We start from the raw sequence: 24,948 nt of genomic DNA on the forward strand, positions 1-24,948 counted from the left end.
CGGCTAGACGCCGGTCATCTGCCTTTCCTCGTCCGTCCACTCGACGTCGCCCGGCATCAGTTCCGGCTGCAGCGGCGCGTCTTCCGACGCCATGTGGTAGCCGTCCAGCGCGCGTAGCAAAGCCGCGACCAGCGCCGGCTTGCGCAGCGGCTTGGCCAGGAAGTCCGACATGCCCGCTTCGCGGCAGATCCTGACGTCTTCGGGGAAGGCGTTGGCGGTGAGCGCGATCATCGGCAGGCCATCGAAGCGGCCGCCTTGCGCGCGGATCGCGCGGGTCGCGGCGAGACCGTCCATGTCGGGCATGCGCACATCCATCAGCACGACATCGTAGTCGCCTTCCGAGGCCGCCGCGACGGCCTCGACGCCGTCGGTGACGACGCGCAGCTCGACCTCGAAGGCCCCCAGCATCTTGCTCACGACCATGCGGTTGACGGCATCGTCCTCCGCGACCAGCACCTTGAGCGGCCGATCGAGGTCGGCGATGCGGGCCTTCAGCTCCTCTGCCTCGTCGCGCTCGGCGGTCGCACCGGGGGCCTGCGCCTGGCTCCAGGGCAGTACAAGCGTGAAGCGGAAGGTCGAGCCCTCGCCCGGCGTCGAGGTGACACCGATCGTGCCGCCCATCTGCTCGATGATGCGCCTGCTGATCGCAAGGCCAAGGCCCGTGCCGCCGAAGCGGCGGCTGATCGAGGCGTCGGCCTGCGCAAAGTCGCTGAACAGCTGCCCGAGCTTCTCGGGCGCGATGCCGATGCCGCTGTCGGTCACCGTCCACTCGACGGTCGCCAGCAGGTCGCGGCGCGCCTGGCAGTTGGCCGATAGCGTCACCTCGCCGTCGTCGGTGAACTTCACCGCGTTGGAGGCGAGATTGAGCAGCACCTGCCTGATGCGCGCGACGTCGCCGCGCAGCATCGGCGGCAGGTTCGGATCGAGCTCGACCCTGACGGAGATCCCCTTGCTCTTCGCGCTCGCGCGTACCACGGTCGCAACCGTCTCGACCAGCGCCTGCGGCGCGAAGTCGATCGCCTCGAACTGGAAGCGGCCGGCCTCGAGCTTGGAGAGGTCGAGGATGTCGTTGAGGATGCGCTGGAGATTGTCGCCGGACTCGCGGATCGTGGTGACGGCCTCGCGCTGCTCCGGATCGAGTTTCGTTTCCAGCATCATGCTGGCGAGCCCGAGCACGCCGTTCATGGGCGTGCGGATCTCGTGGCTCATCACTGCGAGGAAGTCGGATTTGGCGCGGCTCTCCGCCTCGGCCTTTTCGGCGCGCCAGCGCTCGGTGACGTCGCGGCCGAAGCCGCGATAACCGAGGAACTGGCCGTCGCGGTCATAGGCGGGCTTTGCGGTCAGCGACCACAGCCGCGCCTCACCGCCGGCGACGACCTCGAGGTTCATCTCGTGCAGCGGCTCGTTGTGCTCCATCAGGCCGACGATGTTGTAGGCCGCGGTCTTGTCCTCGGGGCAGAGCATGTCGAGCACGTCGGCGAACTGCGAGCCCTTCAGCAGCGGAAGCGGCAGCTGTGCCACGTCGGCGAAGCGCTGAGGCACGTCGACCAGATGCCCGTCGGCATCGGTCTGCCACAGCCAGTCGCTGGCGTTCTCCTGGAAATCCTTCAGCAGCAGCGAGATGATCTCGGTCTGCCGCTCGAGCTCAAGCTGGGCCTTGAGGTTACCGAGGAACAGATTGCCCTGCGAGACGATGTTGCGCGCCATGAAGAAGGCGAACAGCAGCAGGAACACCGCGGTGACCAGATAGGGCCCGGTGCCGCACAGCAGCAGCGCGCCGGTGCAGGCGACCGTGATGGTGGCGAGATAGACGAGGCCTGCGCGGGGGAAGGTTGACAGCGTGAAGGCGCCGCCGGACATCATGCCGACCATCAGGCAGGCGAGGATGAGCTGGCTGGTCGGCTCGATGCGGCTGAACAGGGCGAGCGGCAGCGTGCCCCAGATCGCGGCAAGGAAGAACGCCTGCCGCATCATCTGCTGCGCACCGCGAGGCGATGCCTCCTGCGGCGGGTTCTGGTGCGACCGCCGCCAGACCCGCACCGCAAGCGAGGCACTGACGGCCAGCGTCATCGCCCAGATCGCGAGAAAGTCGTTCCAGCCCTGGCCCCAGCACAAGATTAGCACGATGGCGACGTTGAGCATCGTGACGCCCATCGTCACCGGGATAGCCTGCGTCACTGCACCGATCTGCTTGGCACGGATGCGGCGCAGTTGCCGTTCGCTGAGATCAGCGGTCAGGCCGTCCTCGATCTCGAAGCCGCCGAGCCAATACAGGAACGCGCCGACGAGGCCCTCGTGCGGCTCAGTGTGATGTGAAGTCTCGACCGGCCATTCCATAAGCGGAACCTTTTCCCCATAAGGCCTGCGGCCCGCTTAAGCCGGGTTAATTTTGTGGGAGATTTTGCGGCGTCCTTGACGGGCACGTTTGCATTTTGTTCTAACCATGGCCCCTGCCCGGAGCCCTTCCCCAATGCCCATCAGAGTTGCCACCTGGAACGTGAACTCGGTCCGGCAGCGGATCGATCTCCTGCTGACCTGGCTGAGGGAGTGCCAGCCGGACATCGTCTGCCTGCAGGAGATCAAATGTGTCGACGAGGCCTTCCCGCGGCTGGAGATCGAGGCGCTCGGCTACAACGTCGTCACCCATGGGCAGAAGACGTTCAACGGCGTCGCCCTGCTCTCGAAGCTGCGGTTCGACGAGACCAAGTCCGGGCTTGCCGGCGACGACGAGGACGCCCATGCCCGCTTCCTCGAGGGCGTGGTGACGCTCAAGTCCGGCGTGCTGCGCATCGCCTGCCTCTATCTACCCAATGGCAATCCGGTCGGGAGCGACAAATATCCCTACAAGCTGAAATGGATGTCCCGGCTTCTTGAGTATTCCAAGGAGCGCCTCAAGACCGAGGAACCGCTGATCCTCGCAGGCGACTTCAACGTCATCCCGCATGCCCGCGACGTGCACAATCCGGCCGCCTGGACCGAGGATGCCCTGTTCAAGACCGAGACGCGCGAGAGTTTTCAGTCCCTGCTCGGCCTCGGCCTCACCGATGCCTTGCGGGCAGTCACCGACGAGCCTGGGCTTTACACGTTCTGGGACTACCAGGCCGGCGCCTGGCAGAAGAACCAGGGCCTGCGCATCGACCACCTGTTGATGTCGCCACAGGCTAGCGACAAGCTCGCCAATGTCGGGATCGACAGCTATGTGCGCGGCTGGGAGAAGCCGTCGGACCACGTACCGGTGTGGGCGGATCTGGATCTGGAAGCGGCGTAGTCGTCCGTTAAGAAGGCGAATTGAGCGGGGCGGGACGGCCGAACGTGCGCCATAGCTGGAGCAGGATGAGGCACAAGAGTTCTCTGAGCCAGGCGAGGATGCGGCGGAAGTTGTGGCCCACGGCTGAGAGGATGACGTTAGCCGCATCGCCGGCGCGGCCTTTGAGGTAGCAGCGGCCGAGGTGACCATCGGCCTTCAGGTGTCCGATGATGGGTTCGATGGCGGAGCGGCGGCGCAGCTCGCGCTTGATGACACCGAAGACGCCGCGCTTCTGGCCGGAGATGAAGATCCGTCGGGGATTTTGTGCGTCGTGGCCGCGGTATCCCTTGTCGACATAGGCCCGCTCGATCGCGCAGCCGGTGAGTGTCTCGGTGCGGTCGATGACGTCCCGCAAGGTGTGACCGTCGTACGGGTTATCGGGTAGCGCCCTGGCGTGCAGCACGAACAGGCCCCCTGGAGAACGGCGGTTGTTGGTGACGATGGAGGCTTTGACGCCGATCTATGGACCACGCCCGCGTTGCAAGAGGAATCGACAAAGGGATGAAGCGGTTTGCGCCAATCTATCCGGCTTCAATTTGGGGCTGTTGCCCCGAGCCATCATGGATATCCGCTCACTTCTGTCCTCAATAACTCGCCGGCCTCAAGAAGGGCCATGGAGTCGAACCAGGCTTCAGAAGTGTCGGTGGAACCGTTTCTCCATTCGTCCTTTCCGTCTCGCAAACCTCGGCGGGTTATTGTGCCTTCTGATCCCGACCTTGGATTTTCCTTTCCGGCCCTGTTTCTTATGCGGTGCGGCCCAGGAGGTTGGCGTCGTAGTCACGGCCCTTTGCGAGCATGCTCCAGGCCATGCGCGCAAGTTTTGCGGCCAGGGCAACAACCAAGACATTGGAGTGGAGCCGCTTCGACGCTGCCTCTAACCAGGCTGCGAAGCCATGCCGAGGCCAACTCTGACGCTGCAGAAGTACGGCTCTGGCACCTTGAATAAACAGCGTTCGCAGGTACCGATTACCGCGCCTCGATATGCGCCCGAGAATGGTTCGATCGCCGGTCGAGATTTGCTTTGGTACCAGACCAAGCCATGCTGCAAAGTCTCGGCCTTTATGGAAGGCATCACCGGTTCCGATGGCGGCGACCATCGCGCTTGAGATGATCGGCCCGACGCCGGGCGCACTCATTAGGCGGCGACAGTGTGGATCTTGATCAGCGAGTTCGTCGATTTCTTTCGTCATTGACGCGACCCGTCGGTCGAGATAGCGCCAGTCCTCGGCCAAGTCCTGAATGAGCTGGATCACGCGAGGCGATAAGTTGTCGTTTGGCGCTGAGAGAATCTGAGGAAGTGCCAGTCGGAGTGCTGCCGCTCCCTGCCGCACTGGTAGCCCTCGCTCAAGCAAAAAGCCCCGGATTTGATTGATGACCGCCGTTCTCTGCGTCACCAATCGACTGCGAACTCTGTGTAGTGCCTGTAAATCAAGTTGTTCGGCTGACTTCACTGGAACGAACCGCATTGTCGGCCGCTGAGCGGCCTCGGCGATCGCTTCAGCATCCCGAAAGTCATTCTTGTGACCCTTGAGGTATGGTTTGACGTACTGCGCCGGCAAGAGCCGTACTTGATGGCCTAATTTCTCGAGCCTGCGCCCCAGATGATGTGCGCCTGCACACGCCTCCATTCCGATCAGACAACGCGGAATATTGCCCAGCGACTGGTCAAGCTGATTTCTCGACCGCTTCTTGCGTAGCGTAATTGCGCCTGTGGCATCGAGACCGACGACGTGGAATGTGTTCTTCCCGAGATCGATGCCGATTGTGACAAGGTTCGTATTCGACATGGCTTGCGCTCCTGCTGCTGCCCCCCGCCGGGCTGCACGTTGCCGCTGAGAGCGGGCGTGGTCCATGCCATTAACTCGTAAGGCGCGGCTGCTTTGCCCTTGCCGATGCACTCCACCTCCGGGGCGTGGAAGGAATAAAGCTTGAAGCCGCGCTGGCGTTGCTGCTGCGAGCGGATCTGCGAGGCCCGGCTGAGCGGGAGGGCGAACGTGTTCTCAAGCACAGCCTGACCTTCGATCTTGCGGCGGATATCGCGGATGATCCGGCCCAGTCGGCTGCGCAGGATGCGCAACTGCCGCTGATGCCGCTTGAATTGCTTGGCATGGCCGTAGCGTCCCGCCATCATTGTCGCGGTTTTGGCAATGCGCAGATAGGACTGCCGCAGCTTGACCCCGTGCTTCCTCGCCAGACGGTTGAGCCCCTTGATCGCCGCGTGCAAGAGCTTGGCATCGGTCGGGAAGGTGATCGCCTTCGGCTGCACGGTGGTATCGACTGTGACCCGCTTGATGTCCTGGCTGCGTAACGCGCCGGCCTCGTGTGCCACCCGCAAGCTCTCGGCCAGCAACAGCTCCAGCTTGTCGCCGAGCCGCTTGCGCCAGTGGCTCAGGTCCGAGCGCTCGTGCGGGAATGCGTGCTGGAAGAACTCTTCGCCGGTGAAGTACTGTCGAGTGGGCCGAGGGAGTTTCACCCTCAGCCCCTCACAGAACCGGACGTGATACTCTCGCATCATCCGGCTCTTGTCACCCAACCGTTGCGTGACCAAGGCGCGTCCAGTGGACGAAGAAAGAGGGATTGCGCTTCGCAATGCTGTTCAGTCGCCGCAAGCTCCGTCCCCGGTGCCTTTTGAGCGACTTGTACTTCCGCCGGAGCCAAGCCCCGAGACGTTCATCAAAGTACGTGAACAGCTTCCACATTTCCGTTGGATAGAAACGCCCATAATACTGCCACCATCCTTGAAGGATCGGATTGAGTATTCGGGCTATATCCGCCAACGGAAGCGGCGCGTGCTGTGGCAGGCGCCAGCTCCTTATCCGCTCCCGCATGCGTTTGAGCGCCTGCAGGCCAACTGCGGGAAGGAAGCGCGTGAAGAGCTTTCCCCAACGGTTCTTCGCCCTACGGGGTCGGAAGGTGAAGCCAAGGAAGGTGAAGTGGATCTGCGGATGCGTCCCGCGTCGATTACTGTCTCTGCAATAAACCACTTGGGTCTTCTGCGGGTGCAGCGTCAGATGACAATCGGCCAATCTCATTTCCAGCGCTGCCTTCAGATGCTCGGCCTCCTGCCGTGTCCGGCAATGGCAGATTGCATCATCGGCATAGCGTTCGAACGGAATGCGCGGAAACGTCCGACGCATCCACGCATCGAAGCTATAATGCAGAAAAAGATTCGCCAGCAGCGGGCTTACCACTCCACCTTGCGGTGTTCCGGCTTCCCGTTTCTGGATGGTCCCATCAGGCATCTCTACCGGAGCCTTCAGCCATCGTTCGACGTACAGCAAAACCCAGGGCTCCTGGCAGTGCTTCCGAAGCGCTCTAACCAAAAGGGCATGATCGATCGTGTCGAAAAAGCCTTTGATGTCGAGGTCCAAAGCCCACTCATAGTCCCAGCATCGCTTGCGCGTTTGCTCGATCGCCTGATGCGCTGATTTTCCCGGCCGATAGCCATAGGAGTCAGGATCAAACACCCGATCCAACCCCGGTTCCAGATACTGCTTGACCACCATCTGTGCGACGCGGTCCGCGACCGTCGGGATGCCCAGAGGACGGATGCCGCCATTGGCCTTGGGAATCTCCACGCGCCTGACCGCAGGCGGGAGATAGCTTCCCGACGCCATGCGATTCCAGAGCTTGTAGAGGTTATTCCCAAGGTTATGCGCGAATTCGTCCAGGCTCTGGCCATCGACGCCCGCCGCCTTTCCATTCCCTGCCACCAGCTGGTAGGCCTCCCAGACCATACGCTTGGTGATCGGCAACGGTTTGTCCGGCGTCATGACGCTCCTCCCGACAAAGCCGGTTGGCGTCCGATGTCGGACAGGATAACGCAGCCCCTTCGCTCCATAGCCATTACAGCTACTTCAGCGCTACTACAGGCTCCTCCGCCCCTGTCTCGGGTTTTGGTGTTCTCCCTCGTGGTGTGCACCACTTGCGGATTTCCCTTAACACCCCGAGCCAGGTTCCCTCGTTCCGGATTGAAGCCTGTGATGAGATCATGCCGCCTATACACCGGCTGCCGCGTGGACCGTAAGCAGGTATCGCCCACACTCTTCCGAGCATCACTATCCCCATGCTCGTTTTGACAGCGCCTGGACCCATTTCGATGCGTCATCGGCGGTTCGCTTGCGCTCATCTTCTCATCACTCACCTGACGGCGTAGCCTGCCGCCTTTTCCCCAGCGCTCACCACCACGTCTCTTAAACGCAGCAGCCTGGAGTGGTTTGAAGCCTGCCCCTGCAGGCCGGCTCCGGGAGACCAACTCCCATCTTCAACACAGTTGTGCCGGCAGATACGCACCGGCTACGAGGCACACGGAAATATGGGTCGTGGACCCAGCGCTCGCACACCCCTCATCGGACAGCCCGTAAATGTGCTTGAGCAGCAACAGCCCGATCATGAAGCGGCTCGCGATCCCGGGCCGACCATTCTCGCTATAGAGCGGCGCGATCTCGCCGTCGATCCAGTCCCAATCGACCTTGCCGGCGAGCTGAACCAGCTCGTGCTTCATATTGATGATTTGGTCCAGCCTGGCCCGGAACAGATCGCCCGATCCCGTCGTCCTGTGCTTCTTCGGTCGCATCGCCACCTCCGATGCGATGACGGAATCATGGTTGGCGATTCGACGGAATCTTGAGGGTTCTGTGAGGTCGCGTGGCAGGCGCGAGCCGCGCGCTCTGTGGTGCGTGCGACCTCATAGAAGCCGGATTGAACGAAGCTGCGGAGTTGTGGGCGCTATGGGAATAGTGCAGCGGGTGCGGCTGCGGGGAACGCTCGCCTGTGGTCGCCGCGCGTCCGCGAGTCATTCATCGGATGTGAGGGGCCCGATTGATCGGGCCAAGGGCGCGATCCAGCGAGCGATTTGCAGCGCTGGGATGCGCTACCGAACGATTGGCGGGGTGTTCGGTGACGAGCGCGGCCACGGCGACTTCGGACGTTGCCACCAAGAAGGTGATTACGGAAGGGGTGGATGGTACAGACGCTGGTCATGACGTATCACAATGAAACGGCTGGTCGCGCGCGCAGGCTCGCGGGACGATATCGACGCGCCGCATGGTGCCGCCACAATGCGGGCAGACGGGGATCTCGCATTTGGTGAGGGGATCGGCGCCGGCTTCTTGATCAGTCGGAGCGTTGCGGACAGCAAGGAGTTGACGGCAGAAAGCGATTTTATCGTTGCGTCCGCCATTGGCGAGGAAACCATAGTGGCGGATGCGGTGGAAGCTGTCCGGCAGGGTGTGCAGGAGAAAGCGACGAATGAACTCATCGGCCTTAAGCGTCATCACTTTGGTTTTACGATTCTGCCGATAGTCCTTCCAGGCAAAGCTCACCTTGCCGTCGGCAAGCGAGATCAGCCTACTGTTGGCGATGGCGACGCGATGCGTATAGCGGCCGAGATAAGCCAGCACCTGTTCGGGCCCACCGAATGGCGGCTTGGCATAGACGACCCAGTCGGTCCATCGAAGTTGAGCGAGGCGCTCGGCGAATGCGGCGGGATCGGCGAGACGGGCGAGATCGCCAAAGAAGCCCAACTGGCCAGCCGCGAAGGCAGCTTGCAGCTCTTGCAGAAACAGGCGGCGGAACAGCCTGGAGAGGACGCGCACCGGCAGGAAGAAGCCGGGCCGGCAAGCGACCCAGTGTGTGCCGTCGAGTGAAGGTCCACCACCAGGCACGACGCAGTGGATATGCGGATGGTGTTGCAGGGTTTGACCCCAAGTATGGAGGACGGCGGTCAGACCGAGCTGAGCGCCGAGATGCTTGGGGTCGGCCGCGATGGTGGTGAGCGTCTCGGCCGCGCAGCGGAACAGAATGGCATAGACCACCGCCTTGTTCTGGAAAGCAATCTCTCTGGCCGGCGCCGGCAAGGTGAAGACGACGTGGAAGTATGGCACGGGAAGGAGTTCGGATTGTCGCTCGGCAAGCCATTGCGCGCGCGCCGAGCCTTGGCACTTCGGGCAATGCCGATTGCGACAGGAGTTGTAGGCGATCCGGGTGGCACCGCAGTCGTCGCATTGCTCGATGTGGCCGCCAAGCACAGCCGTCCGGCATGCCGTGATCGCGCCCATGACGCGCCGCTCGACGCGACCCAGATGTCCGGCACGAGCTTGCCGAAACGCTTCGCCGTGGCGGCGGAAGATATCCGCCACTTCCAGAACTGGAGTCATCAGGTCCGCTCAGCCGGGCGGCACGACCTCCAGGCGGAGCCGGTCAAGCGGACTTGGCGTATTGCTGATGGTCTTTGTGGCGACTTGGGTATAGCGCGCCGTGCTCTGCAGACTGGCATGGCCGAGCAGCACCTGGATGATGCGCACGTCGGCCCCGTTCTCCAGGAGATGGGTCGCGAATGTGTGCCGCAGCGTATGCACTGTCACCGACTTGCTCAAGCCGGCCGCCGTACAGGCTGAACGGCAGGCGGCGTGCAGCACGTTAGGGACGAGCGGACGCTCGTCGTCGCGGCCGGGAAATAGCCATCGTTTGGGCCGAGTGAGCCGCCAATACGTCCGCAGAATCCTCAAAAGCTGCGGCGAGAGCATAACGTAACGGTCCTTGCCGCCCTTGCCGTGCTCGACCCGGATCAACATCCGCTGGCTATCAATGTCGACAACCTTCAAGAGGACCACTTCCGATACGCGCAAGCCTGCGGCATAGACGGTGGTCAGCGCGGTACGGCTCTTGAGGCTTGGGATTGCTTCCAGGAAGCGCACGACCTCGTCGGCGCTCAGCACCACCGGCAGTTTGCGCGGTTTACGCGCATAGGCGATGCGCTCCGGAACGGTGTCATGACCCAGCGTCACACCGTAGAAAAACCGCAGTGCGCAGACGATCTGGTTCAGCGCCGGCCAGGACATCCCCGTCGCAACCAGATGAACCTGGAAAGCACGGATATCCTCCAGGTCGAGGCGGTCAGGAGAACGACCGAAATATCGGCTCAACTTCGCTACGGCGTTGAGGTAGGATTGCTGCGTCGCCGGTGACAGATTGCGGACCGTCATGTCCTCGATCATGCGGCGGCGAAGTGGGCTGATCTCAGCCATCGGAAAACCTCCTGTCTAAAGGGTTGGGCTTCGAAAACCCGCAATCCTCTCAGACAGGAGGCAATCCTTGCTATGCCTCCCTACATGCCGCGCCAGCGGCTTCGTTCAATCTTGAAAATGAAATTGCAAGGTTCCGACGCCCGAAGCATCAAACCCCTGCAAACGCAAAACAGTCCACAACGACAAATGCGATTCTAGCTCAATCGCTTAGCCACTCTTCACGGACGACGGCGTAAGCGCCATCAGGTGGTGGGCACGACGCCAAGGCGCCTTTGCCACTCTACGAGACCATACTTACTCGCGGCGGCCCTGCACCCATTGTTCCAGCATTTGCAGGCACATGGCGCGGTCATCGTCGGAGGCCTTGGCGAACGCCCGGTTGTAGCTTTCCTTGATCCAGGTCTCCTCGGCACCGGCGCTGTCGCGCGCCAGGGTCAGCCACATCAGGCCGCGCGCGGCCTGCCGCGGCAGGCGGTCGCCGTTGAACAGCATCTGGCCAAGCAGCGCCTGTGCCTCATGCTGGCCCTTCTGGGCGGCAAGGCCGAGCCAGCGGGCGCCGTATCGGAAGTCCTCGCGCGAGGCGTCCGGCGTCTTCAGGTACAGCCGGGCGAGATCGTACTGGGCGTCCGCGTTGCCGAAATAGGAGGCGGCATAGGAGAACATCTCCCGCGCCCGGTCCGGATCGGCCTTGATTTTCGAGTTCGGGATGCCGCTGAGATAGTAGCGGCCGAGCGCGACGAAGGCGTTGGCGACGACCTGGGCCTGCGGCGCCGACGGGCTATCCTCGGCATGCGCGTTGGCGATCCGGCTGAAATATTCGAAGGCCCGCATATCGTCCTGGGCGACGCCGTCGCCATTGGCGTACATGCGGCCGAGCTTCCACTGCGCGATGGGATGGCCGCCCTCGGCGGCATATTGCAGGGCGCTGAGCGAGGTTTCCTGGGTCGCCGGCGGCACCTTGCCTCGCACCGCACCCGCGGCGCCCGGCAGGGTGGTCACGACGGGAATGGTCGCGTCCTTCTGGTTGACCGGCGCGCCGTCAAAGGCGAGCGCAGGCGCGGCCAGCGCACCGGCTCCCAACACAAACGCAACAATGGCACGCCTAGATGTCCGCATAGCACTGTTTCTCGTGCGCGCCGCCCGGATGGGTCACAGCCCCCCCGACCGCTGGTCCAACCTGCTGAGCATATTTCCAGAGCGCACCCGACGTGTGGTTAGTCGCGCGAGCGCTCCATTTGGTCTTGCGCTGGGCGAGTTCCTGGTCGCTCAATTTTACGTTAAGACTACCGGCGTCCGCGTCGATCTCGATGATGTCGCCGTCCTCGAGTAGCCCGATCGGGCCGCCGATGGCGGCCTCAGGCCCGACATGACCGATGCAGAAGCCGCGGGTGGCGCCGGAGAAGCGGCCATCGGTGATGAGCGCGATCTTGCCGCCCATGCCCTGCCCCGTCAGCGCCGCCGTGGTCTGGAGCATTTCCCGCATGCCGGGGCCGCCCTTGGGGCCCTCGTAGCGGATGACGATGACTTCGCCTTCCTTGTAGGTGCGGTTCTGAACGGCCTCGAACGCGTCCTCCTCCCGGTCAAAGCACCTGGCCGGACCGGTAAACTTGAGGTTGGACATTCCCGCGACTTTCACGATCGCACCTTCTGGCGCCAAATTGCCCTTCAGACCGACCACACCGCCCGTGACGGTGATGGGTTTGTCTGCCGGGTGCACCACGTCCTGGTGCGGATTCCATTTCACGCTTTTGAGGTTTTCGGCGATCGTTCGACCGGTGACCGTAATGCAGTCGCCGTGGAGAAATCCGTTGTCGAGCAGCGTCTTCATCAGAAGCGGTATGCCACCTACTTCAAACATGTCTTTGGCGACATAACGGCCGCCCGGCTTCAAATCCGCGACATAAGGTGTCTTTTTGAAGATTTCGGCGACGTCGAATAAGTCAAACTTGATGCCCGCTTCATGGGCAATCGCCGGCAGGTGCAGCGCAGCATTGGTCGAGCCGCCAGAGGCGGCGACGACTGCCGCCGCGTTTTCCAATGCCTTGCGGGTGACGATGTCGCGCGGCCGGATGTTCTCGGCAATCAGGTCCATCACCTTCTCGCCCGCCGTCATGCAGAAGGCGTCGCGGATCTCATACGGCGCCGGGGCGCCGGCCGAGTACGGCAGCGCAAGGCCGATCGCTTCCGAAACCGTTGCCATCGTGTTGGCGGTGAACTGCGCGCCACAGGCGCCGGCCGAGGGGCACGCCACGCGCTCGATCTCGTCGAGATCCTCGTCCGACATGGCGCCGACGGAATGCTTACCGACCGCCTCGAACATGTCCTGGACGGTCACCTGCTGCCCGCGAAAATTGCCGGGCAGGATCGAGCCGCCGTAGATGAAGATCGAAGGCACGTTGAGGCGGACCATCGCCATCATCATGCCCGGCAGCGACTTGTCGCAGCCGGCAAGGCCCACCAGCGCGTCGTAGGCGTGACCGCGCACTGTCAGTTCGACGGAATCGGCGATGCATTCGCGCGACGGCAGCGAGGAGCGCATGCCGTCATGGCCCATGGCGATGCCGTCGGTGACGGTGATGGTGCAGAACTCGCGCGGTGTGCCGCCGGCGGACGCAACACCCTTCTTCACCGCCTGCGCCTGGCGCATCAAGGCGATGTTGCAGGGAGCGGCTTCGTTCCAGCACGAGGCGACGCCAACGAAGGGCTGGTGGATCTGCTCGGTGGTCAGACCCATGGCGTAGAAGTAGGACCGGTGCGGCGCGCGCGCAGGGCCTTCCGTCACGTGACGGCTCGGCAGCCTCTGCTTGATGTTAGTCTTCGCGTCCATCGCAACCAGTTTCCCCGGCCAACCCTTTCAGACCCGAAAAATCAGAGCCAAGATTTGAATCGACCTTGGGATTTCCCGTCGCCTTCGCGGATCGCCGCTCCCGCTTAAACTTAGAGCGATTTTATTCATCTTCGGGTGTGGCCAAAAAGCGGCGGTGATGCAAACGGCTGGCCAAGAGGGCTTAATCCGGAATGAGTGTTGCATGAACAGCACGATCGTTACCAGGAAGACACGGGGATCGCTACTTTGATACCGTCGATAAGGTATGGGTCGACGGCGAATGGCTCATAGCAAGCAAAGTGCATCCGCTTGGGAACGATGGGGCCGCACACCCACGAAGTGAGTCGCTGGCCCCTCCTCGCGATTGAGGTGCATCACTCGTGTCCCGGACAATCTGCAACGCGGATAGCGTTGCAGCGCAAACCGGGACCCGCGCGAATGGCCGAGCGAAACGGGATGGTCGACACATACGATAAATCGAATTCGGTAAAACGGAATATCTTTCCGGCGGCGGGTGACCAGCTCGCAGGGTGTTTTGCCGTCGGGCAAATGCAGGACTTATCGAAGGATGAGCGAATCGACGCCCGGGAGCTTTGCGATTCCGGAGTGGCCGCTCAGGCCGACACCGCCTTGCGGCCGAACGGAGCGACCAGGCGGACGAGCTCGCAGACAGCGACGAGGCCGGCGAGCCAGACTGCGCTGATAAGGCCGAGACGCGGCACGATAGCCGCAGTGAAACCCGCCTCGCCACCGAGAGCTGGCGTCGCGGCGAACAGCACGAGCTCATAGGTCGTGTAGGCGACAGCGAGCGCGCTCGCCAGCATCACCGGCGTGCGCCGCTGGGGCAGAGCGCTGAGCACGGCGGAAGAGGTCGCCGTCGCGACCAGCGCAGCGGCGCCGATCACAAATCCCCAGGCGAGAGTGCTGCCATCGACCGGATAGTGCAGCAGCCCGAAGCCGATGCTCTGGTTCACCAGCCAGGCCCCGGTGACGACGAGCAGTGCCGGTCGCAGCGAAAGCATTGCGGCTGCGACGACGGCGAAGGCCGCGAACGGCGTTGCGCAGCCGAGCGCGAAGCTTGCCAGCGCACATGCCGCGGTCAGCAGTGCGAGGCAGAACGTCGGCGCAAGGCGCGGTGCGACCGGGTGACGGCGGAAACGATCAACGTCGGGCGAAAGCATCTCGGCAGGCATCATGGATCTCCTGGCAATCCTAGCACATGTGCCGACGGCTCGACATGACATGAACGCGAGAAGCGGACCGACTGGATCTACGCCGGCTCCTTCTCCGCAGGCGTCCTGATCATCGCCCGCTCGCCGGCATCGACGAGCTGGCCGATGCCGGTCCGGCCTGCCAGCGCGCAACGAATGATGTGTTCGGCGACCGATCTGCGGAAGCCGTGGTCCTCCCCGTCGGGGCGATTGCGGCAGACCCGGTCCAGTGCCAGTTTCATGTTGATGCGGGTGCGGGTGTCGAAATGCTCGCTGATCATTCGCACAGCCTCGATGGCGTTGATGTCGGAGGCGGAAACGCTTCGATGACCGGCCGGGTTCCAAAACGCAAGCGAACGATGTGCCGGCCGACTAGGTCCGCCCTCTCGGACGCTGCGCCTGAGCCCAGGCCACGGCAACGTCGCGCGGCGGAACGTCGACGCGCCGGATCGGCGTCAATTCGCCCGAGGCGGAGACGATCGCCGTCTCCTCGCGGCGGCAGCGCGGGCACACGAACCGGACCTCATGCGGGGACGCCGACCAGCTCGAACGTTTCACATTGGCCGCCATCGGCCAGGCCTCGCATTGCGAGCACGACACCAGAAACCGCCCGGGATCGAGCATACCCATTCCATCGGACTCCGCGTCCTGCCTGCACCTCAATGACTAACCCATGTGAATCGTTCCGGTGCTCGGGCACCGTCAGCCTGATGCCGTGTGGAGTAAATGGTCGCCAGTCCGGCTTCGAACGGCTCAGTGCGCGCCCTTGAGGGTGCAGGAGGTGGAACAGGTGACCGTGGTGCCGTGGTCGCAGGCCTTGCAGGCGGCCACGCACTGGTTCATGTCGCGGGGATTATAGGAGCTGTAGTTCCGCATCGGGCAGGTCGAGGTCGACCCGGTGATATCCTGCTCCTGGTTGCAGGCTGCCGTTGCGAGGGCGAGAACAAGGACTGCAAGAAGGCGCATCGGATTGCCCTGTAGGAGCAGCGAAGTGACGTCAGCGAGGCACGTTGCACCGCAACGGGCCCGGCATTCCCGCTGCGAGCAACCGTGATAGTCCCACGCTCGCATTCCCGGAGGATGCGCGCCAAAGATTAAAAACGGATTGCAGCTGGCGTCAGGCCGCAGCTTTGGTCGCGATCGCCAGCCGCATGTCCACCGCGAGTTGGCGGTACTGTTCTGATAGTTTCAGATAGAGTTCGCGCTTGGTGCTGTCGGTGGCGAGCTTGGCGATCAGCTCGCATTCGGCGGTGAGCGTCTCGAACCGCTCCAGCCTGTCCTCAAGTTCTGTCATCGGCGTGTCCCCATCAAACGCCTAAGGGACAATCAACCTAAGCCCGGGAAATAGGTCACGGCGAACATCGTTATGGACTAGCATCAATTTTCGTCGGCCGCGGTGACGCCGCGGCGGCTCATTTCTGCTCCAGCCGCCAAGCGCCGTCCCAGCCCGCATCCGGCGGATTGGCCTCGAATTGCGCGGCGCGATCGATCAGCGTGCGCGAGGGGCCGTCGCCAGGGACGGCTTCGAGCGCCGCGTTGAAGGCGCCGCGGGCTTCGGCGAAGCGGCAGGCGCGATAAGCGACGAGGCCGTCGGCATAATGCTTTCGCAGGCTCGCTTGCACCTCCGTCAGCGCGCCTGCCCTGCCCATCACCTCGAAGATGGCCTGCGGAACGTTCTGGCCGGCGACGGCCAGACGATCGATCTCGCGCAGCTCGAGCTGCGCGCCGATCGCATCCGCCGTCGCCTGAGCGATCAGGATGCGGGTGCCATAGACCTTGTTGACGGCCTCGAGGCGAGAGGCGAGGTTCACGGCATCGCCCATCACGGTAAAGCTCATCATCAGCTCGGAGCCGATGCTGCCGGTCAGGACCTCGCCGGTGGCGATACCGATCCGCAGGTCGCACGGCGCGGGCATGGCGCGGATGCCGAGCAGATCCGGCAGCTGCTTCTGCAGCGCGGGCACTTGGTCGGCCATCTCGATGGCGGCAAGGCCGGCGAGCAGCGCCGGCTCGTCCCCCTCGATGAAGGGCGGGCCCCAATAGGCCATGATGGCGTCGCCGATATATTTGTCGATGACGCCGCGATTGTCCCTCACGGGAGCGGACATGACCGTGAAGTAGTGGTTCATGACCTTGACGAGGCCGCGCGGGGTCATGCCCTCGCTCATCGAGGTGAAGCCGCTCATGTCGCAGAACATGATGGTCATGACCCGGCGCTGGCCGTCGATGGCGACCTCCGGCCGGTCGATCAGGCCTTGCACCACCTTGGGATCGATGTAGCGGCCGAAGGTCTCGCGAATGCGCTCGTTGTGCCTGAGCTGCTCGATCATGCGGTTGAAGGCGGCGGCGAGCTCGCCGATCTCGTCCTGGGTGGAGACGGTGATGGTCTTGTCGAACCGACCGGCCTCGACCTCGCGGGTGCCGGCGAGCAGCAGTCGCACCGGCCGCGTAATGCCGCTTGAGACGAGGAGCGCGAAGGCAAATCCGACTACCGCCGCGAGCACGGTCACGAGACCCGAGATGATGATCGCCTGATGCTGGTGGCCGATCACGGTTGCGGTGGAGGCAAACACCTGCTTCAGCATGTCGGCGCGGATTGCGTCGATCTTCTGGTTGAACTGATCGCGCAACAGGTCGATGTGCTCGAGCGTGTTGCGGGCGCCAACCATCTCCTTGGCGTCGATCTGTTTGAGCAGCCTTGCGTGGTCCTCGTTCTGATCGCGACGCAGCTCGCTGACGGCGGTCTCGATGCGCGTCTCGATCCGCGCCAGCGCCGCGTTGTCGGACGGCGTCCTGGTGTCGTCGATGATCGCATTGATCAGCTTGCGTGCGCGCTCGGCCTCTTCCTCGATCTTGCGGTCGGCCTCCTCGAACTCGCGCAGCCGCGCCGCATAGGCCTCCTCGTCGGTCGGCGACTGCATTCTCATCATCACCATGCGCCGCAGCGCCACCGCCCGCTCCAGCGAGCGGACGTTGGCGCGCGCCAGGTCGCCATAGGCCGGGATGTAGCGATTGGTCAGCTCGTCAAGGAGGACACCAACCTGGCTCGACATCACCATCGACAGGATCGAGGTGACCAGCATCAGGACGATGAGTCCGAGGGCGATGCCGACGATCTTGCGCCGGATCGACTGGTTGAAAATCGGCATAGGTGCGGGGCAAAGTCTGAAAGACGGTTCAGGGAACTCAATACACCGAATTGGGCGGCGGGAACACGCGCAATCTGGCCGCCTTGACGCGCCAGACAGCGCACAACCACCGCGCGAGTCCCAATCGTTAACAAAGGTTAAAGTGCCTGCCCTTTTCTCCTTTGCGGAAGTTCCCTTGTTTCATCCGTTTTTTGCCGCATTGTTGCGACAGCGTGAGAAATGCGAAACGATGCCGTGACATCGTTTTGGTGTCGACTTTGATTCTCAAGCCGCATGTCGTCGCGGACCTTGGTTTGTAGTGGTTTCGCAGGGGGACCATCCAATGAACCAGTGCCTACGCTCGCTCGCGTGTGTCGTTGCCGTGGCCGCTTTGGCCTTTTTCCCTTCCGAGCTGGCGGCGAAGAGCAGTCATAAATCTTCAGCGTCGAAAAAGACGCATGAGGCGAAAGCCGGCAAGCAGCGCCATGCCGCGGCGAAATCCCGTCACGGCAAGCATGCCGAGGCCAAACGCAAGGCGAAGAAGCCGGACGACGAGCCCGCGGACAAGCCGGCCGCCCCGCCGCTCACCGGCGATCTCGCCGCGCTGAAGGATGCGATCGATCTTACGCGCAGGGGCAAGACCGACGACGCGAGCGCGGCGCGCGATCGCATCGCCGACCCCGCCGGGCAGAAGCTCGCCGATTGGTTCTTGCTGCGCCATTCCGAGAGCACCGCGAATTTCAAGCGCTATGCCGGCTTCCTCGCCGCCAATCCGGACTGGCCGAGCAGCGCCCTGCTCCGCCGCCGCGCCGAGGCGCGGCTGTGGCAGGAGAAGGCCGACGCCGCCACCATTCACAAATTCACCATGGACCGCCCGACCAGCGCCAAGGGCAAGTTTGCACTCGCGCGCGTGCTGCTCATCGAAGGCGAGACCGACCGGGCCGCGCGTTTGGTGCGCGAGGTCTGGCGCACGGACGAATTGTCCGAGCGTAGCGAGGAAGATTCCTACGAGGCGTTCCGCGATCTGCTCACCGCCGAGGATCACCGCGCGCGCATGGACAAGCGGCTTGGCGCCAAGGACTATGCCGCTGCGCGGCGCGCGGCAAAACGGCTCGGCGAGGATGCGCTCGCAATCGTCAAGGCCTGTGCTGCGGTCACGGGCAAGGCGAACAAGGCCAAGGATTATCTCGACGATGTCGCGAGCGAGGCGCGCCGCGATCTCGGCTATGTGCTGTGCCGCGCGCAATGGAATCTCCAGAAAGACCGCATCGACGATGCGGCCGAGGTGATCCTCGCGGCGGCGCCCGAGACAATGGCGGCGCAGGACACCGACGCCTGGTGGCGCGAGCGCCGCCTGCTGGCGCGCAAGCTGCTCGATCAGGGCAAATTCAAGACAGCCTACGACGTGGTCCGCACCGCGGCCGTGCCGGCGATGGAGGTCTACCGGGTCGATTATCACTTCATGTGCGGCTGGATCGCGCTGCGCTACCTCGACGATCCCAAAACGGCGATGGTGCATTTCGCCGCGATCGACGCGGGCTCAGCCAACCCGATCGCGCTGTCGCGCGGGCATTACTGGCGCGGCCGCGCGGCGGAAGCGTTGGGCGCGACCGCCGACGCCCGCATGAGCTACAAGGCCGCGGCGCGCTATTCGACCGCCTATTACGGCCAGCTCGCCCGCGCCAAGCTAGGGCTCGACCGCATCGAGCTGCGTGCGCCCTCGCCTGTGCTGGCCTCTGCCGACACGCCTCCTGCCGACGAGCGCGTCCGCGCCGCCGACATGCTGTACGGGATCGGCGAGCGTGACATGGTGTTCTACTACGCCGAGGATTTCGCCAAGGAGAGCACCGACGTCGCGGCGCTCGAAGCGCTCGGCGAATTGGCCGGCCGGCGCAACGACGCGCGCGTGATGCTGGAGGTCGGCAAGTCGGCCCTGGCGCGGGGGCTCGCGCTCGACCATTACGCCTTCCCGACCATCGGCATCCCCGAGCACAAGCAGCTCGCCCCGCCGATCGAGACCAGCGTGATCTATTCGGTGGCACGCACCGAGAGCTCGTTCGACCAGCGCGACAAGTCGCCCGCCAATGCCGTTGGCCTGATGCAGGTGACGCCGGAAGCCGGCCGCGACACCGCAAAACGCTTCGGCCTGACCTATGACTGGGACAGGTTGGTCTCCGATCCCGTCTACAACACGCAGATGGGCGCGGCCGAGCTCAGCGCGCTGCTGTCGGAGTACCGCGGCAACCAGATCATGACGTTCGCCGGCTACAATGCCGGACGTGGCCGGGTACGCGAATGGGTGCAGGCGCGCGGCGACCCCAGGGATCCCAATGTCGATCCGATCGACTGGGTCGAGCGCATCCCGCTGTCGGAGACGCGCAATTACGTCCAGCGCGTGATGGAGAACGTGCTGGTCTACCGCGCGCGGTTCGAGGGCAGCGGCATGGTCGCATCGAAATCCGAGCAGCGCGTCACGACGCAGGAAGTGAGCGCGGAGCCAACCGTATCGGCCGCAGCCCCGTCGCCCTAGCCTCGCGACCGCCGGGGCTGGAACGCGGCGCGGGCTGGACGCGGTGACTGCGGCCGACGGCTCTGCGCGGCCGGCAACGGCAGTTAGCGGTCACCTCCTTCCGTGATCAGACGGTCGTACTCGCGCAGATAGACCTCTGCCAGCGCGCGCGACAGCGCGCCCATCTGAATCATCCAGCTCCAGCTTGCCATGGCCGACAGCACCGCGATCGCCTCGAACGGGCTGCGGGGCCTCAGCATGTCCATGGCCGTCTGCCGCCGGTAGCAATCGTAGTCGCAATACCGCTCTTGCTTGGACACATGCCGGACGTAACTCGAGCCCAGCGGCCGGGCGCATGCGCTGCAGGCGGCGCCGTGGCTGGGATGTTCCTGATTGACGAGCATGAACCTCAATGTCGTGTCCTCTCCTGCCCAAGGCACGTCCGCCGCTGCGTCTCGCCGGCCTGTCTGCTCAGGATGCTGCGCGCGTCCGCCCCTCGATCGACCGCCCTGCTTCCAGATGAGTCGCGTAGCATTCGTAGCCGCAGTAGGGCAGCAGCGTCCTGGCGTCGCGCAGATAGCCGCCCTCGATCTCCTCGCAGCACCACAGACACCGCGTCTCGCGGAATGGGGTTCTGCCGTTCACCAATATGAATCTCACGTGGCACCTCCCAGCGCGAAGCAGTAGACCGTGTCGACCAGAGAGGCGGACGGCGGTGGCGCGCAGATATGGTTGCGGCCGTCGGGATTGTCTCTGTTGCGCTCGACCTTCTGCGACGGGATCAGGATGTATTTCCCGTCTTCCCGGCGCCGCGCGTAGATCCTGCCGTCGACGTAGCGTACCTCGGTCGGGTAGCAATCCGCATTGTTGCAGCAGCTCAGAACCGGGTTGTCCGGCATGCGCCAACCCGAATAGAACTTCTCGTGCAGCAGCTGGTCCTGAGGCGGGTGGTGACGATGCGAACCATCCGGTGCGGCTTCCTCCGCCTTCACGCCCGTCAGCAGCGGAAGCGGCAGCGCGATCGCCAACAGGAGCTTGCAGCTAAGGTTCAACTCACAGCCTCCAGACGAAGAAATGACCTGACGGGCTAGGTGGGGCAGCCGATCTTCATGCCACCTGGCACCGGAACAACCAGCTGCGGTCGCGTTCGCGACGGGCCCTGAACCGGTCGAGGCATTTCCGCGAGCAGAGCGGGGTCCGCCAGGAGTAGTATCGGATCAGGCCAAACTTGCCGGCACAGACGGCACAGCCTTTGGACTCGGAACGGCGCTGGAAGTAGTCGGGGCTATCGCACATCATCCTCTCCTCTTGACCTCTTTGCAGTCTTGGCTTCCTCGCGCGCAAAAGCAGGGGTTGCCAGGTCGTCACAGAAAATGCGGCTTCTCAATCGTGACCGCCTGATTGATCGGCAAGTCAGGGGGGACGCAGAGCTTGGCTCTTTGGGCGCAACACGCCGGGCGCTCCGGCAATTTGTGCTCCGCAATCGTCTCCTCTCGATTGACCGCAAGACTAGGCTCCTTGCAACGCACCGCTCAATTGTACGGAGGTAAATGCGCGCTAGAACTTGGATTGTGCGAGCTATACGTAGGTTTGTGCCGTAGTCTTCCGGACCTCCTCCACCCACCTTGCGCAACGAGACGGCGCAACGCTCACAAGCTGCACGGCAATCGGGAATTTTGCGGAGAGTTCGACTTTGGTCGGAGGGAATTGCCCCTGTTATGGCAAAGTGCTCTACTCGCCTCGACGCTGGCGAGCCGGGACGCTTGCGATGATGCCTGGCCAGATCATGAAAATCGGGAATTCGGCCGTACAATTCCTGCTCGGCGGCCTTGCGGCGCTTCGATCATTCGGCAACGGCGAGAAGGACAGACCCGCGGTCGCAGACGTCTTGCGGCAGAACACCGATCTGCGTGAGGCCGTGAAGCAATGGCGCCAGGTGTTCGAGCACAATCCGGTCATGTACTTCATGGTCGATTCGGCCGGAACGGTGCTCAACGTCAATACGTTCGGCGCCGAACAACTGGGCTACACGACGGACGAGCTGATCGGCCAACCCGTGCTGAACGTCTTCTTCGAGGAAGACCACGACCTAGTTCGTCAATGCGTCGCGTTGTGCCTGACGACCGTGGACCAGTCGCACACCTGGGAGATTCGTAAATTCCGAAAGGACGGGTCGGTGCTCTGGGTCCGTGAAAACGCCAAGGCGATGCTGCGCGGCGACGGCACGCCGATCCTGCTGGTCGCCTGCGAGAACATCACCCAGCGCAGGGAGACCGAAGATGCGCTGCGGCAGAGCGAAGCCTACCTCGCCCAGGCTCAGGAATTGAGCCACACCGGCAGCTTCGGCCTGAACTTCGCGACCGGCGAGGCGGTCTGGTCGAGGGAGACTTTTCGCATCTTCCAGTGCGACCCGGCGAGGAAGCCGACTCTTCGCTTCGTCTTTCAGCGCATTCATCCGGAAGATCGCGACAGGGTCCGCAGCACCCTCGAGCGGGCTTACCGCCTGGCGGAGGATTTCGATCACCAATACCGTCTGCTGATGCCCGATGGATCGGTCAAATATCTCCATTCCGTGGCGCGCGCGGTGCGACATCCATCCGGGCGCATCGAGTTCGTCGGGGCCGTGACCGATGTCACGGTTGCCAAGGAAGCGGAACAGAGGCTGCGTCGCAGCGAAGCCTATTTGAGTGAAGCTCAACGCCTCAGCCATACGAGCAGCTGGGCCTGGGACGTTCATCGCCAGGAGTTCGCCTATCGATCGGCTGAACTCTATCGCCTGTTCGGGTTTGAGCCGGACCAGGTCGATCTCCCGGCCCGGGCTTTCCAGCAACGTATCCTGCCGGAGGACTTTCAGCGGATCATCGCGGTGGAACGTGAAGCGATCAGGCAGAAGCAGCCCTTCCAGATCGACTTCCGGATTGCCCGCCCCGACGGTTCGATCAGGCGCGTCCACACCGAGGGACATCCGGTGATGGGCCGCGACGGTGAGGTGATGGAAATCATCGGCACGCACGTGGACGTCACCGAGCAGTTTGCGGCAAAAGATGCGCTGCACAAGGCGTTCGACGAGCTGAAGGCTTCCGAGCAGCGATTCCGCGACTATGCCGAAACCGCATCGGACTGGTTCTGGGAGACCGGGCCGGACCACCGCATCACGCGGATATCTGAACATGCCGACACCTCCACCGCCCCGCCAACCGGCTTGATCGGCCTGACCCCTTGGGACATCCCACCCGATGCCGAACTCGAGCCGGAGAAATGGGAGCAGCACCGCGCGGCGCTTGATGCCCGTGTCCCGTTCCGCGATCTGATCTACCGCAGCAGGGACCGCAATGGATCTCCAATCTACGTGCGCACCAGCGGCAAGCCGTTCCATGATACGCAAGGCAATTTTCTCGGCTATCGCGGCGTCAGCAGCGACATCACCGCGGCGATCCGCGTCGAACAAGCGGAAGAGGCGTTGCGCAAGGCGCAAAGCGAACTCGCCCATGTCACGCGCGTCACGACCCTCGGCGAGCTGACCACCTCGGTTGCCCACGAAATCACCCAGCCTCTTGCCGCCGTGATCTCCAATGCGGACGCCTGCATCGCCTGGCTCGACCGCGAACCGGCCGACTTGAAAGCCGCGCGACGGTCCGCCGAATGGATTGTCGAGGACGCCAATCGGGCGATCGAGGTCATCCGTCGGATCAGGGCGCTTGCTAAGAAGACCGAGATCGAAGTCGTCCCACTCGACATCAACGAGGTCGTCAGGGAGGCCGTGGCGCTGGTTCGGCGCGAGCTCGCGACCCACGCGGTATCGGTGCGCATGGAGCTGGCGTCCGATCTGCCACGGATCTGCGGCGACCGAATCCAGCTCCAGCAGGTGCTGATCAACCTGGTCATGAACGGCATTGAAGCCATGCAAGGCAATGTCGATCGCCTCCGCGAACTGGCGATCCGCTCGTGCCGGGCGAACGACGACGACTGCCTGCTCCTCACCGTGACGGACCGCGGCGTCGGCCTTGCCAAAGACGTCAAGGAACGCATCTTCACCCCCTTCTTCACGACGAAATCGGGCGGTCTGGGAATGGGACTCTCGATCTGCCGATCGATCATCGAGGCTCACGCGGGCCGGCTTTCGGCCTTTCAAAACGAGGGGCGCGGTGCAACATTCCAGATCGCCCTACCCCTGCCACACAAGGACATGTCGTGACTGACCGTGCCAAGCAGGCCGAGGGGAGCACCGGTGATCCGATCGTCCTTATCGTCGACGACGATCCGTCGATGCGCCGTGCGCTGACCAATCTTTTTCAATCGGTCGGCCTCAAGGTCGAAGCCTTCAGCTCGGCGGCGGAGATCCTGGAAGCCAAACCGCCCGCGGTCCCCAGTTGCCTCGTGCTCGACATCCGCCTGCCAGGCGCGAGCGGCCTCGACCTCCAGGCCGACCTCGCCAAGGCCAATATTCACACGCCCGTCATCTTCATCACCGGTCACGGAGATATCCCCATGACCGTGAGAGCCATGAAAAGCGGTGCCGTCGATTTCCTGACCAAGCCGGTGCGCGACCAGGACATGCTGGACGCGGTGCAAGCGGCAATCGAACGGGATCGCAAGCGGCGCGATGCCGAGAAGTCCATCTCGGGCGTGCGATCCCGTTTCGAGGGGCTGACGGCACGCGAACGCGACGTCCTCGCCCTGGTTGCATCCGGCCTGATGAACAAGCAGGTCGCCGCCGAACTCGGATTAGCCGAAATTACCGTAAAGATCTATCGCGGGCAGATCATGCGGAAAATGGGGGCGAAGTCGTTGGCCGATCTCGTCAGAATGACGGATGCGCTCGGAATCCCGCGCAACAGAGGTCACCTGCAAACCTAAGTATGCTTTCCAAGCTCGCTCTGGTGGCCCACTTTCCCTGAAGCGGCTGAACCGCGGCCGGCGGCTCCCCGTTCAGGAGCG

20 protein-coding genes and 3 pseudogenes are annotated in these 24,948 nt (G+C 63.4%); 4 read left to right on the top strand and 19 right to left on the bottom strand.

What is annotated here, in order from left to right; genetic code table 11:
• Positions 1–3: 3 nt before the first annotated feature.
• Complete coding sequence (locus ACNJYB_RS21240) at positions 4–2,337, bottom strand: ATP-binding protein (RefSeq protein WP_439368282.1); 2,334 nt, start codon at positions 2,335–2,337, stop codon at positions 4–6.
• A 133-nt stretch (positions 2,338–2,470) separates the two neighbouring features.
• Between ACNJYB_RS21240 and xth the strand changes: the two genes are divergently transcribed.
• The gene (gene xth, locus ACNJYB_RS21245) at positions 2,471–3,268 is read left to right on the top strand and encodes an exodeoxyribonuclease III (protein ID WP_439368283.1); all 798 of its coding nucleotides are present in this window, start codon (positions 2,471–2,473) and stop codon (positions 3,266–3,268) included.
• Between the two features lie 7 nt (positions 3,269–3,275).
• Here xth and ACNJYB_RS21250 read toward each other — a convergent pair.
• The 15 genes and pseudogenes from ACNJYB_RS21250 to ACNJYB_RS21320 all read right to left on the bottom strand — a co-directional run.
• Positions 3,276–3,764 (bottom strand): annotated as a pseudogene (locus tag ACNJYB_RS21250) (IS5/IS1182 family transposase); the annotation flags it as partial.
• Between the two features lie 286 nt (positions 3,765–4,050).
• Positions 4,051–5,094: an IS110 family transposase gene (locus ACNJYB_RS21255; RefSeq protein ID WP_128944741.1), complete on the bottom strand. Its 1,044-nt coding sequence runs from the start codon at positions 5,092–5,094 to the stop codon at positions 4,051–4,053.
• Between the two features lie 23 nt (positions 5,095–5,117).
• Positions 5,118–5,765: pseudogene (locus ACNJYB_RS21260) on the bottom strand (IS5/IS1182 family transposase); the annotation flags it as partial.
• Positions 5,766–5,832: 67 nt separating this feature from the next.
• Positions 5,833–7,080: a group II intron reverse transcriptase/maturase gene (ltrA, locus tag ACNJYB_RS21265; RefSeq protein WP_439368284.1), complete on the bottom strand. Its 1,248-nt coding sequence runs from the start codon at positions 7,078–7,080 to the stop codon at positions 5,833–5,835.
• Positions 7,081–7,614: 534 nt separating this feature from the next.
• Positions 7,615–7,883 (bottom strand): annotated as a pseudogene (locus ACNJYB_RS21270) (transposase); the annotation flags it as partial.
• Positions 7,884–8,286: 403 nt separating this feature from the next.
• A complete protein-coding gene (locus ACNJYB_RS21275) occupies positions 8,287–9,468 on the bottom strand; it encodes an IS91 family transposase (protein ID WP_439375460.1) in 1,182 nt (393 codons plus the stop codon).
• 6 nt (positions 9,469–9,474) lie between these two features.
• Complete coding sequence (locus tag ACNJYB_RS21280) at positions 9,475–10,335, bottom strand: tyrosine-type recombinase/integrase (RefSeq protein ID WP_439368084.1); 861 nt, start codon at positions 10,333–10,335, stop codon at positions 9,475–9,477.
• Between the two features lie 294 nt (positions 10,336–10,629).
• The gene (locus tag ACNJYB_RS21285; protein WP_439368285.1) at positions 10,630–11,451 is read right to left on the bottom strand and encodes a tetratricopeptide repeat protein; all 822 of its coding nucleotides are present in this window, start codon (positions 11,449–11,451) and stop codon (positions 10,630–10,632) included.
• A complete protein-coding gene (ilvD, locus tag ACNJYB_RS21290) occupies positions 11,438–13,162 on the bottom strand; it encodes a dihydroxy-acid dehydratase (RefSeq protein ID WP_439368287.1) in 1,725 nt (574 codons plus the stop codon). Before ilvD ends, ACNJYB_RS21285 begins: the two co-directional genes overlap by 14 nt.
• A 614-nt stretch (positions 13,163–13,776) precedes the next feature.
• Positions 13,777–14,355 carry a hypothetical protein gene (locus tag ACNJYB_RS21295; protein WP_439375613.1) on the bottom strand — a complete coding sequence of 193 codons (579 nt, stop codon included), beginning with the start codon at positions 14,353–14,355 and terminating at the stop codon, positions 13,777–13,779.
• A 77-nt stretch (positions 14,356–14,432) separates the two neighbouring features.
• Entirely contained in the window at positions 14,433–14,654 is a 222-nt protein-coding gene (locus ACNJYB_RS21300; RefSeq protein ID WP_439368288.1) for a hypothetical protein, read from the bottom strand.
• Positions 14,655–14,745: 91 nt separating this feature from the next.
• On the bottom strand, positions 14,746–15,003 hold the full coding sequence (locus ACNJYB_RS21305) for a hypothetical protein (RefSeq protein ID WP_439368289.1): 258 nt from the start codon (positions 15,001–15,003) through the stop codon (positions 14,746–14,748).
• 123 nt (positions 15,004–15,126) lie between these two features.
• Positions 15,127–15,339, bottom strand: a complete 213-nt coding sequence (locus ACNJYB_RS21310) for a hypothetical protein (protein ID WP_439368290.1) — start codon at positions 15,337–15,339, stop codon at positions 15,127–15,129.
• Between the two features lie 151 nt (positions 15,340–15,490).
• On the bottom strand, positions 15,491–15,667 hold the full coding sequence (locus ACNJYB_RS21315) for a hypothetical protein (protein WP_439368291.1): 177 nt from the start codon (positions 15,665–15,667) through the stop codon (positions 15,491–15,493).
• Between the two features lie 118 nt (positions 15,668–15,785).
• A complete protein-coding gene (locus tag ACNJYB_RS21320) occupies positions 15,786–17,522 on the bottom strand; it encodes an adenylate/guanylate cyclase domain-containing protein (protein ID WP_439368292.1) in 1,737 nt (578 codons plus the stop codon).
• A 322-nt stretch (positions 17,523–17,844) separates the two neighbouring features.
• On the opposite strand from ACNJYB_RS21320, the gene ACNJYB_RS21325 reads away from it, so the two are divergent.
• Positions 17,845–20,031, top strand: coding sequence for a lytic transglycosylase domain-containing protein (locus ACNJYB_RS21325; protein ID WP_439368293.1), 2,187 nt, complete (start codon positions 17,845–17,847; stop codon positions 20,029–20,031).
• 83 nt (positions 20,032–20,114) lie between these two features.
• Here the strand turns inward: ACNJYB_RS21325 and ACNJYB_RS21330 are convergent, their stop codons facing one another.
• The 3 genes from ACNJYB_RS21330 to ACNJYB_RS21340 form a co-directional block, all read right to left on the bottom strand.
• Positions 20,115–20,414: a hypothetical protein gene (locus ACNJYB_RS21330; protein WP_439368294.1), complete on the bottom strand. Its 300-nt coding sequence runs from the start codon at positions 20,412–20,414 to the stop codon at positions 20,115–20,117.
• A gap of 67 nt (positions 20,415–20,481) precedes the next feature.
• Positions 20,482–20,670, bottom strand: a complete 189-nt coding sequence (locus ACNJYB_RS21335) for a hypothetical protein (protein ID WP_439368296.1) — start codon at positions 20,668–20,670, stop codon at positions 20,482–20,484.
• Complete coding sequence (locus ACNJYB_RS21340) at positions 20,667–21,038, bottom strand: hypothetical protein (protein ID WP_439368297.1); 372 nt, start codon at positions 21,036–21,038, stop codon at positions 20,667–20,669. The genes ACNJYB_RS21335 and ACNJYB_RS21340 overlap by 4 nt, the downstream gene beginning before the upstream one ends.
• A gap of 740 nt (positions 21,039–21,778) precedes the next feature.
• On the opposite strand from ACNJYB_RS21340, the gene ACNJYB_RS21345 reads away from it, so the two are divergent.
• Positions 21,779–24,205: a PAS domain-containing sensor histidine kinase gene (locus ACNJYB_RS21345; protein ID WP_439368298.1), complete on the top strand. Its 2,427-nt coding sequence runs from the start codon at positions 21,779–21,781 to the stop codon at positions 24,203–24,205.
• On the top strand, positions 24,202–24,867 hold the full coding sequence (locus ACNJYB_RS21350) for a response regulator transcription factor (protein ID WP_439368299.1): 666 nt from the start codon (positions 24,202–24,204) through the stop codon (positions 24,865–24,867). The genes ACNJYB_RS21345 and ACNJYB_RS21350 overlap by 4 nt, the downstream gene beginning before the upstream one ends.
• Positions 24,868–24,948: the final 81 nt, after the last annotated feature.

It is taken from the genome of Bradyrhizobium sp. SMVTL-02, assembly GCF_051853005.1.
Lineage (GTDB): Bacteria > Pseudomonadota > Alphaproteobacteria > Rhizobiales > Xanthobacteraceae > Bradyrhizobium.

What these genes read in the sequence shown, in the direction of transcription:
- ACNJYB_RS21240 (WP_439368282.1), bottom strand. Translation starts at nt 2,337, where the DNA reads ATGGAATGGCCGGTCGAGACTTCACATCACACTGAGCCGCACGAGGGC.
- xth (WP_439368283.1), top strand. Translation starts at nt 2,471, where the DNA reads ATGCCCATCAGAGTTGCCACCTGGAACGTGAACTCGGTCCGGCAGCGG.
- ACNJYB_RS21255 (WP_128944741.1), bottom strand. Translation starts at nt 5,094, where the DNA reads ATGTCGAATACGAACCTTGTCACAATCGGCATCGATCTCGGGAAGAAC.
- ltrA (WP_439368284.1), bottom strand. Translation starts at nt 7,080, where the DNA reads ATGACGCCGGACAAACCGTTGCCGATCACCAAGCGTATGGTCTGGGAG.
- ACNJYB_RS21280 (WP_439368084.1), bottom strand. Translation starts at nt 10,335, where the DNA reads ATGGCTGAGATCAGCCCACTTCGCCGCCGCATGATCGAGGACATGACG.
- ACNJYB_RS21285 (WP_439368285.1), bottom strand. Translation starts at nt 11,451, where the DNA reads ATGCGGACATCTAGGCGTGCCATTGTTGCGTTTGTGTTGGGAGCCGGT.
- ilvD (WP_439368287.1), bottom strand. Translation starts at nt 13,162, where the DNA reads ATGGACGCGAAGACTAACATCAAGCAGAGGCTGCCGAGCCGTCACGTG.
- ACNJYB_RS21295 (WP_439375613.1), bottom strand. Translation starts at nt 14,355, where the DNA reads ATGCCTGCCGAGATGCTTTCGCCCGACGTTGATCGTTTCCGCCGTCAC.
- ACNJYB_RS21300 (WP_439368288.1), bottom strand. Translation starts at nt 14,654, where the DNA reads ATGATCAGCGAGCATTTCGACACCCGCACCCGCATCAACATGAAACTG.
- ACNJYB_RS21305 (WP_439368289.1), bottom strand. Translation starts at nt 15,003, where the DNA reads ATGGGTATGCTCGATCCCGGGCGGTTTCTGGTGTCGTGCTCGCAATGC.
- ACNJYB_RS21310 (WP_439368290.1), bottom strand. Translation starts at nt 15,339, where the DNA reads ATGCGCCTTCTTGCAGTCCTTGTTCTCGCCCTCGCAACGGCAGCCTGC.
- ACNJYB_RS21315 (WP_439368291.1), bottom strand. Translation starts at nt 15,667, where the DNA reads ATGACAGAACTTGAGGACAGGCTGGAGCGGTTCGAGACGCTCACCGCC.
- ACNJYB_RS21320 (WP_439368292.1), bottom strand. Translation starts at nt 17,522, where the DNA reads ATGCCGATTTTCAACCAGTCGATCCGGCGCAAGATCGTCGGCATCGCC.
- ACNJYB_RS21325 (WP_439368293.1), top strand. Translation starts at nt 17,845, where the DNA reads ATGAACCAGTGCCTACGCTCGCTCGCGTGTGTCGTTGCCGTGGCCGCT.
- ACNJYB_RS21330 (WP_439368294.1), bottom strand. Translation starts at nt 20,414, where the DNA reads ATGCTCGTCAATCAGGAACATCCCAGCCACGGCGCCGCCTGCAGCGCA.
- ACNJYB_RS21345 (WP_439368298.1), top strand. Translation starts at nt 21,779, where the DNA reads ATGATGCCTGGCCAGATCATGAAAATCGGGAATTCGGCCGTACAATTC.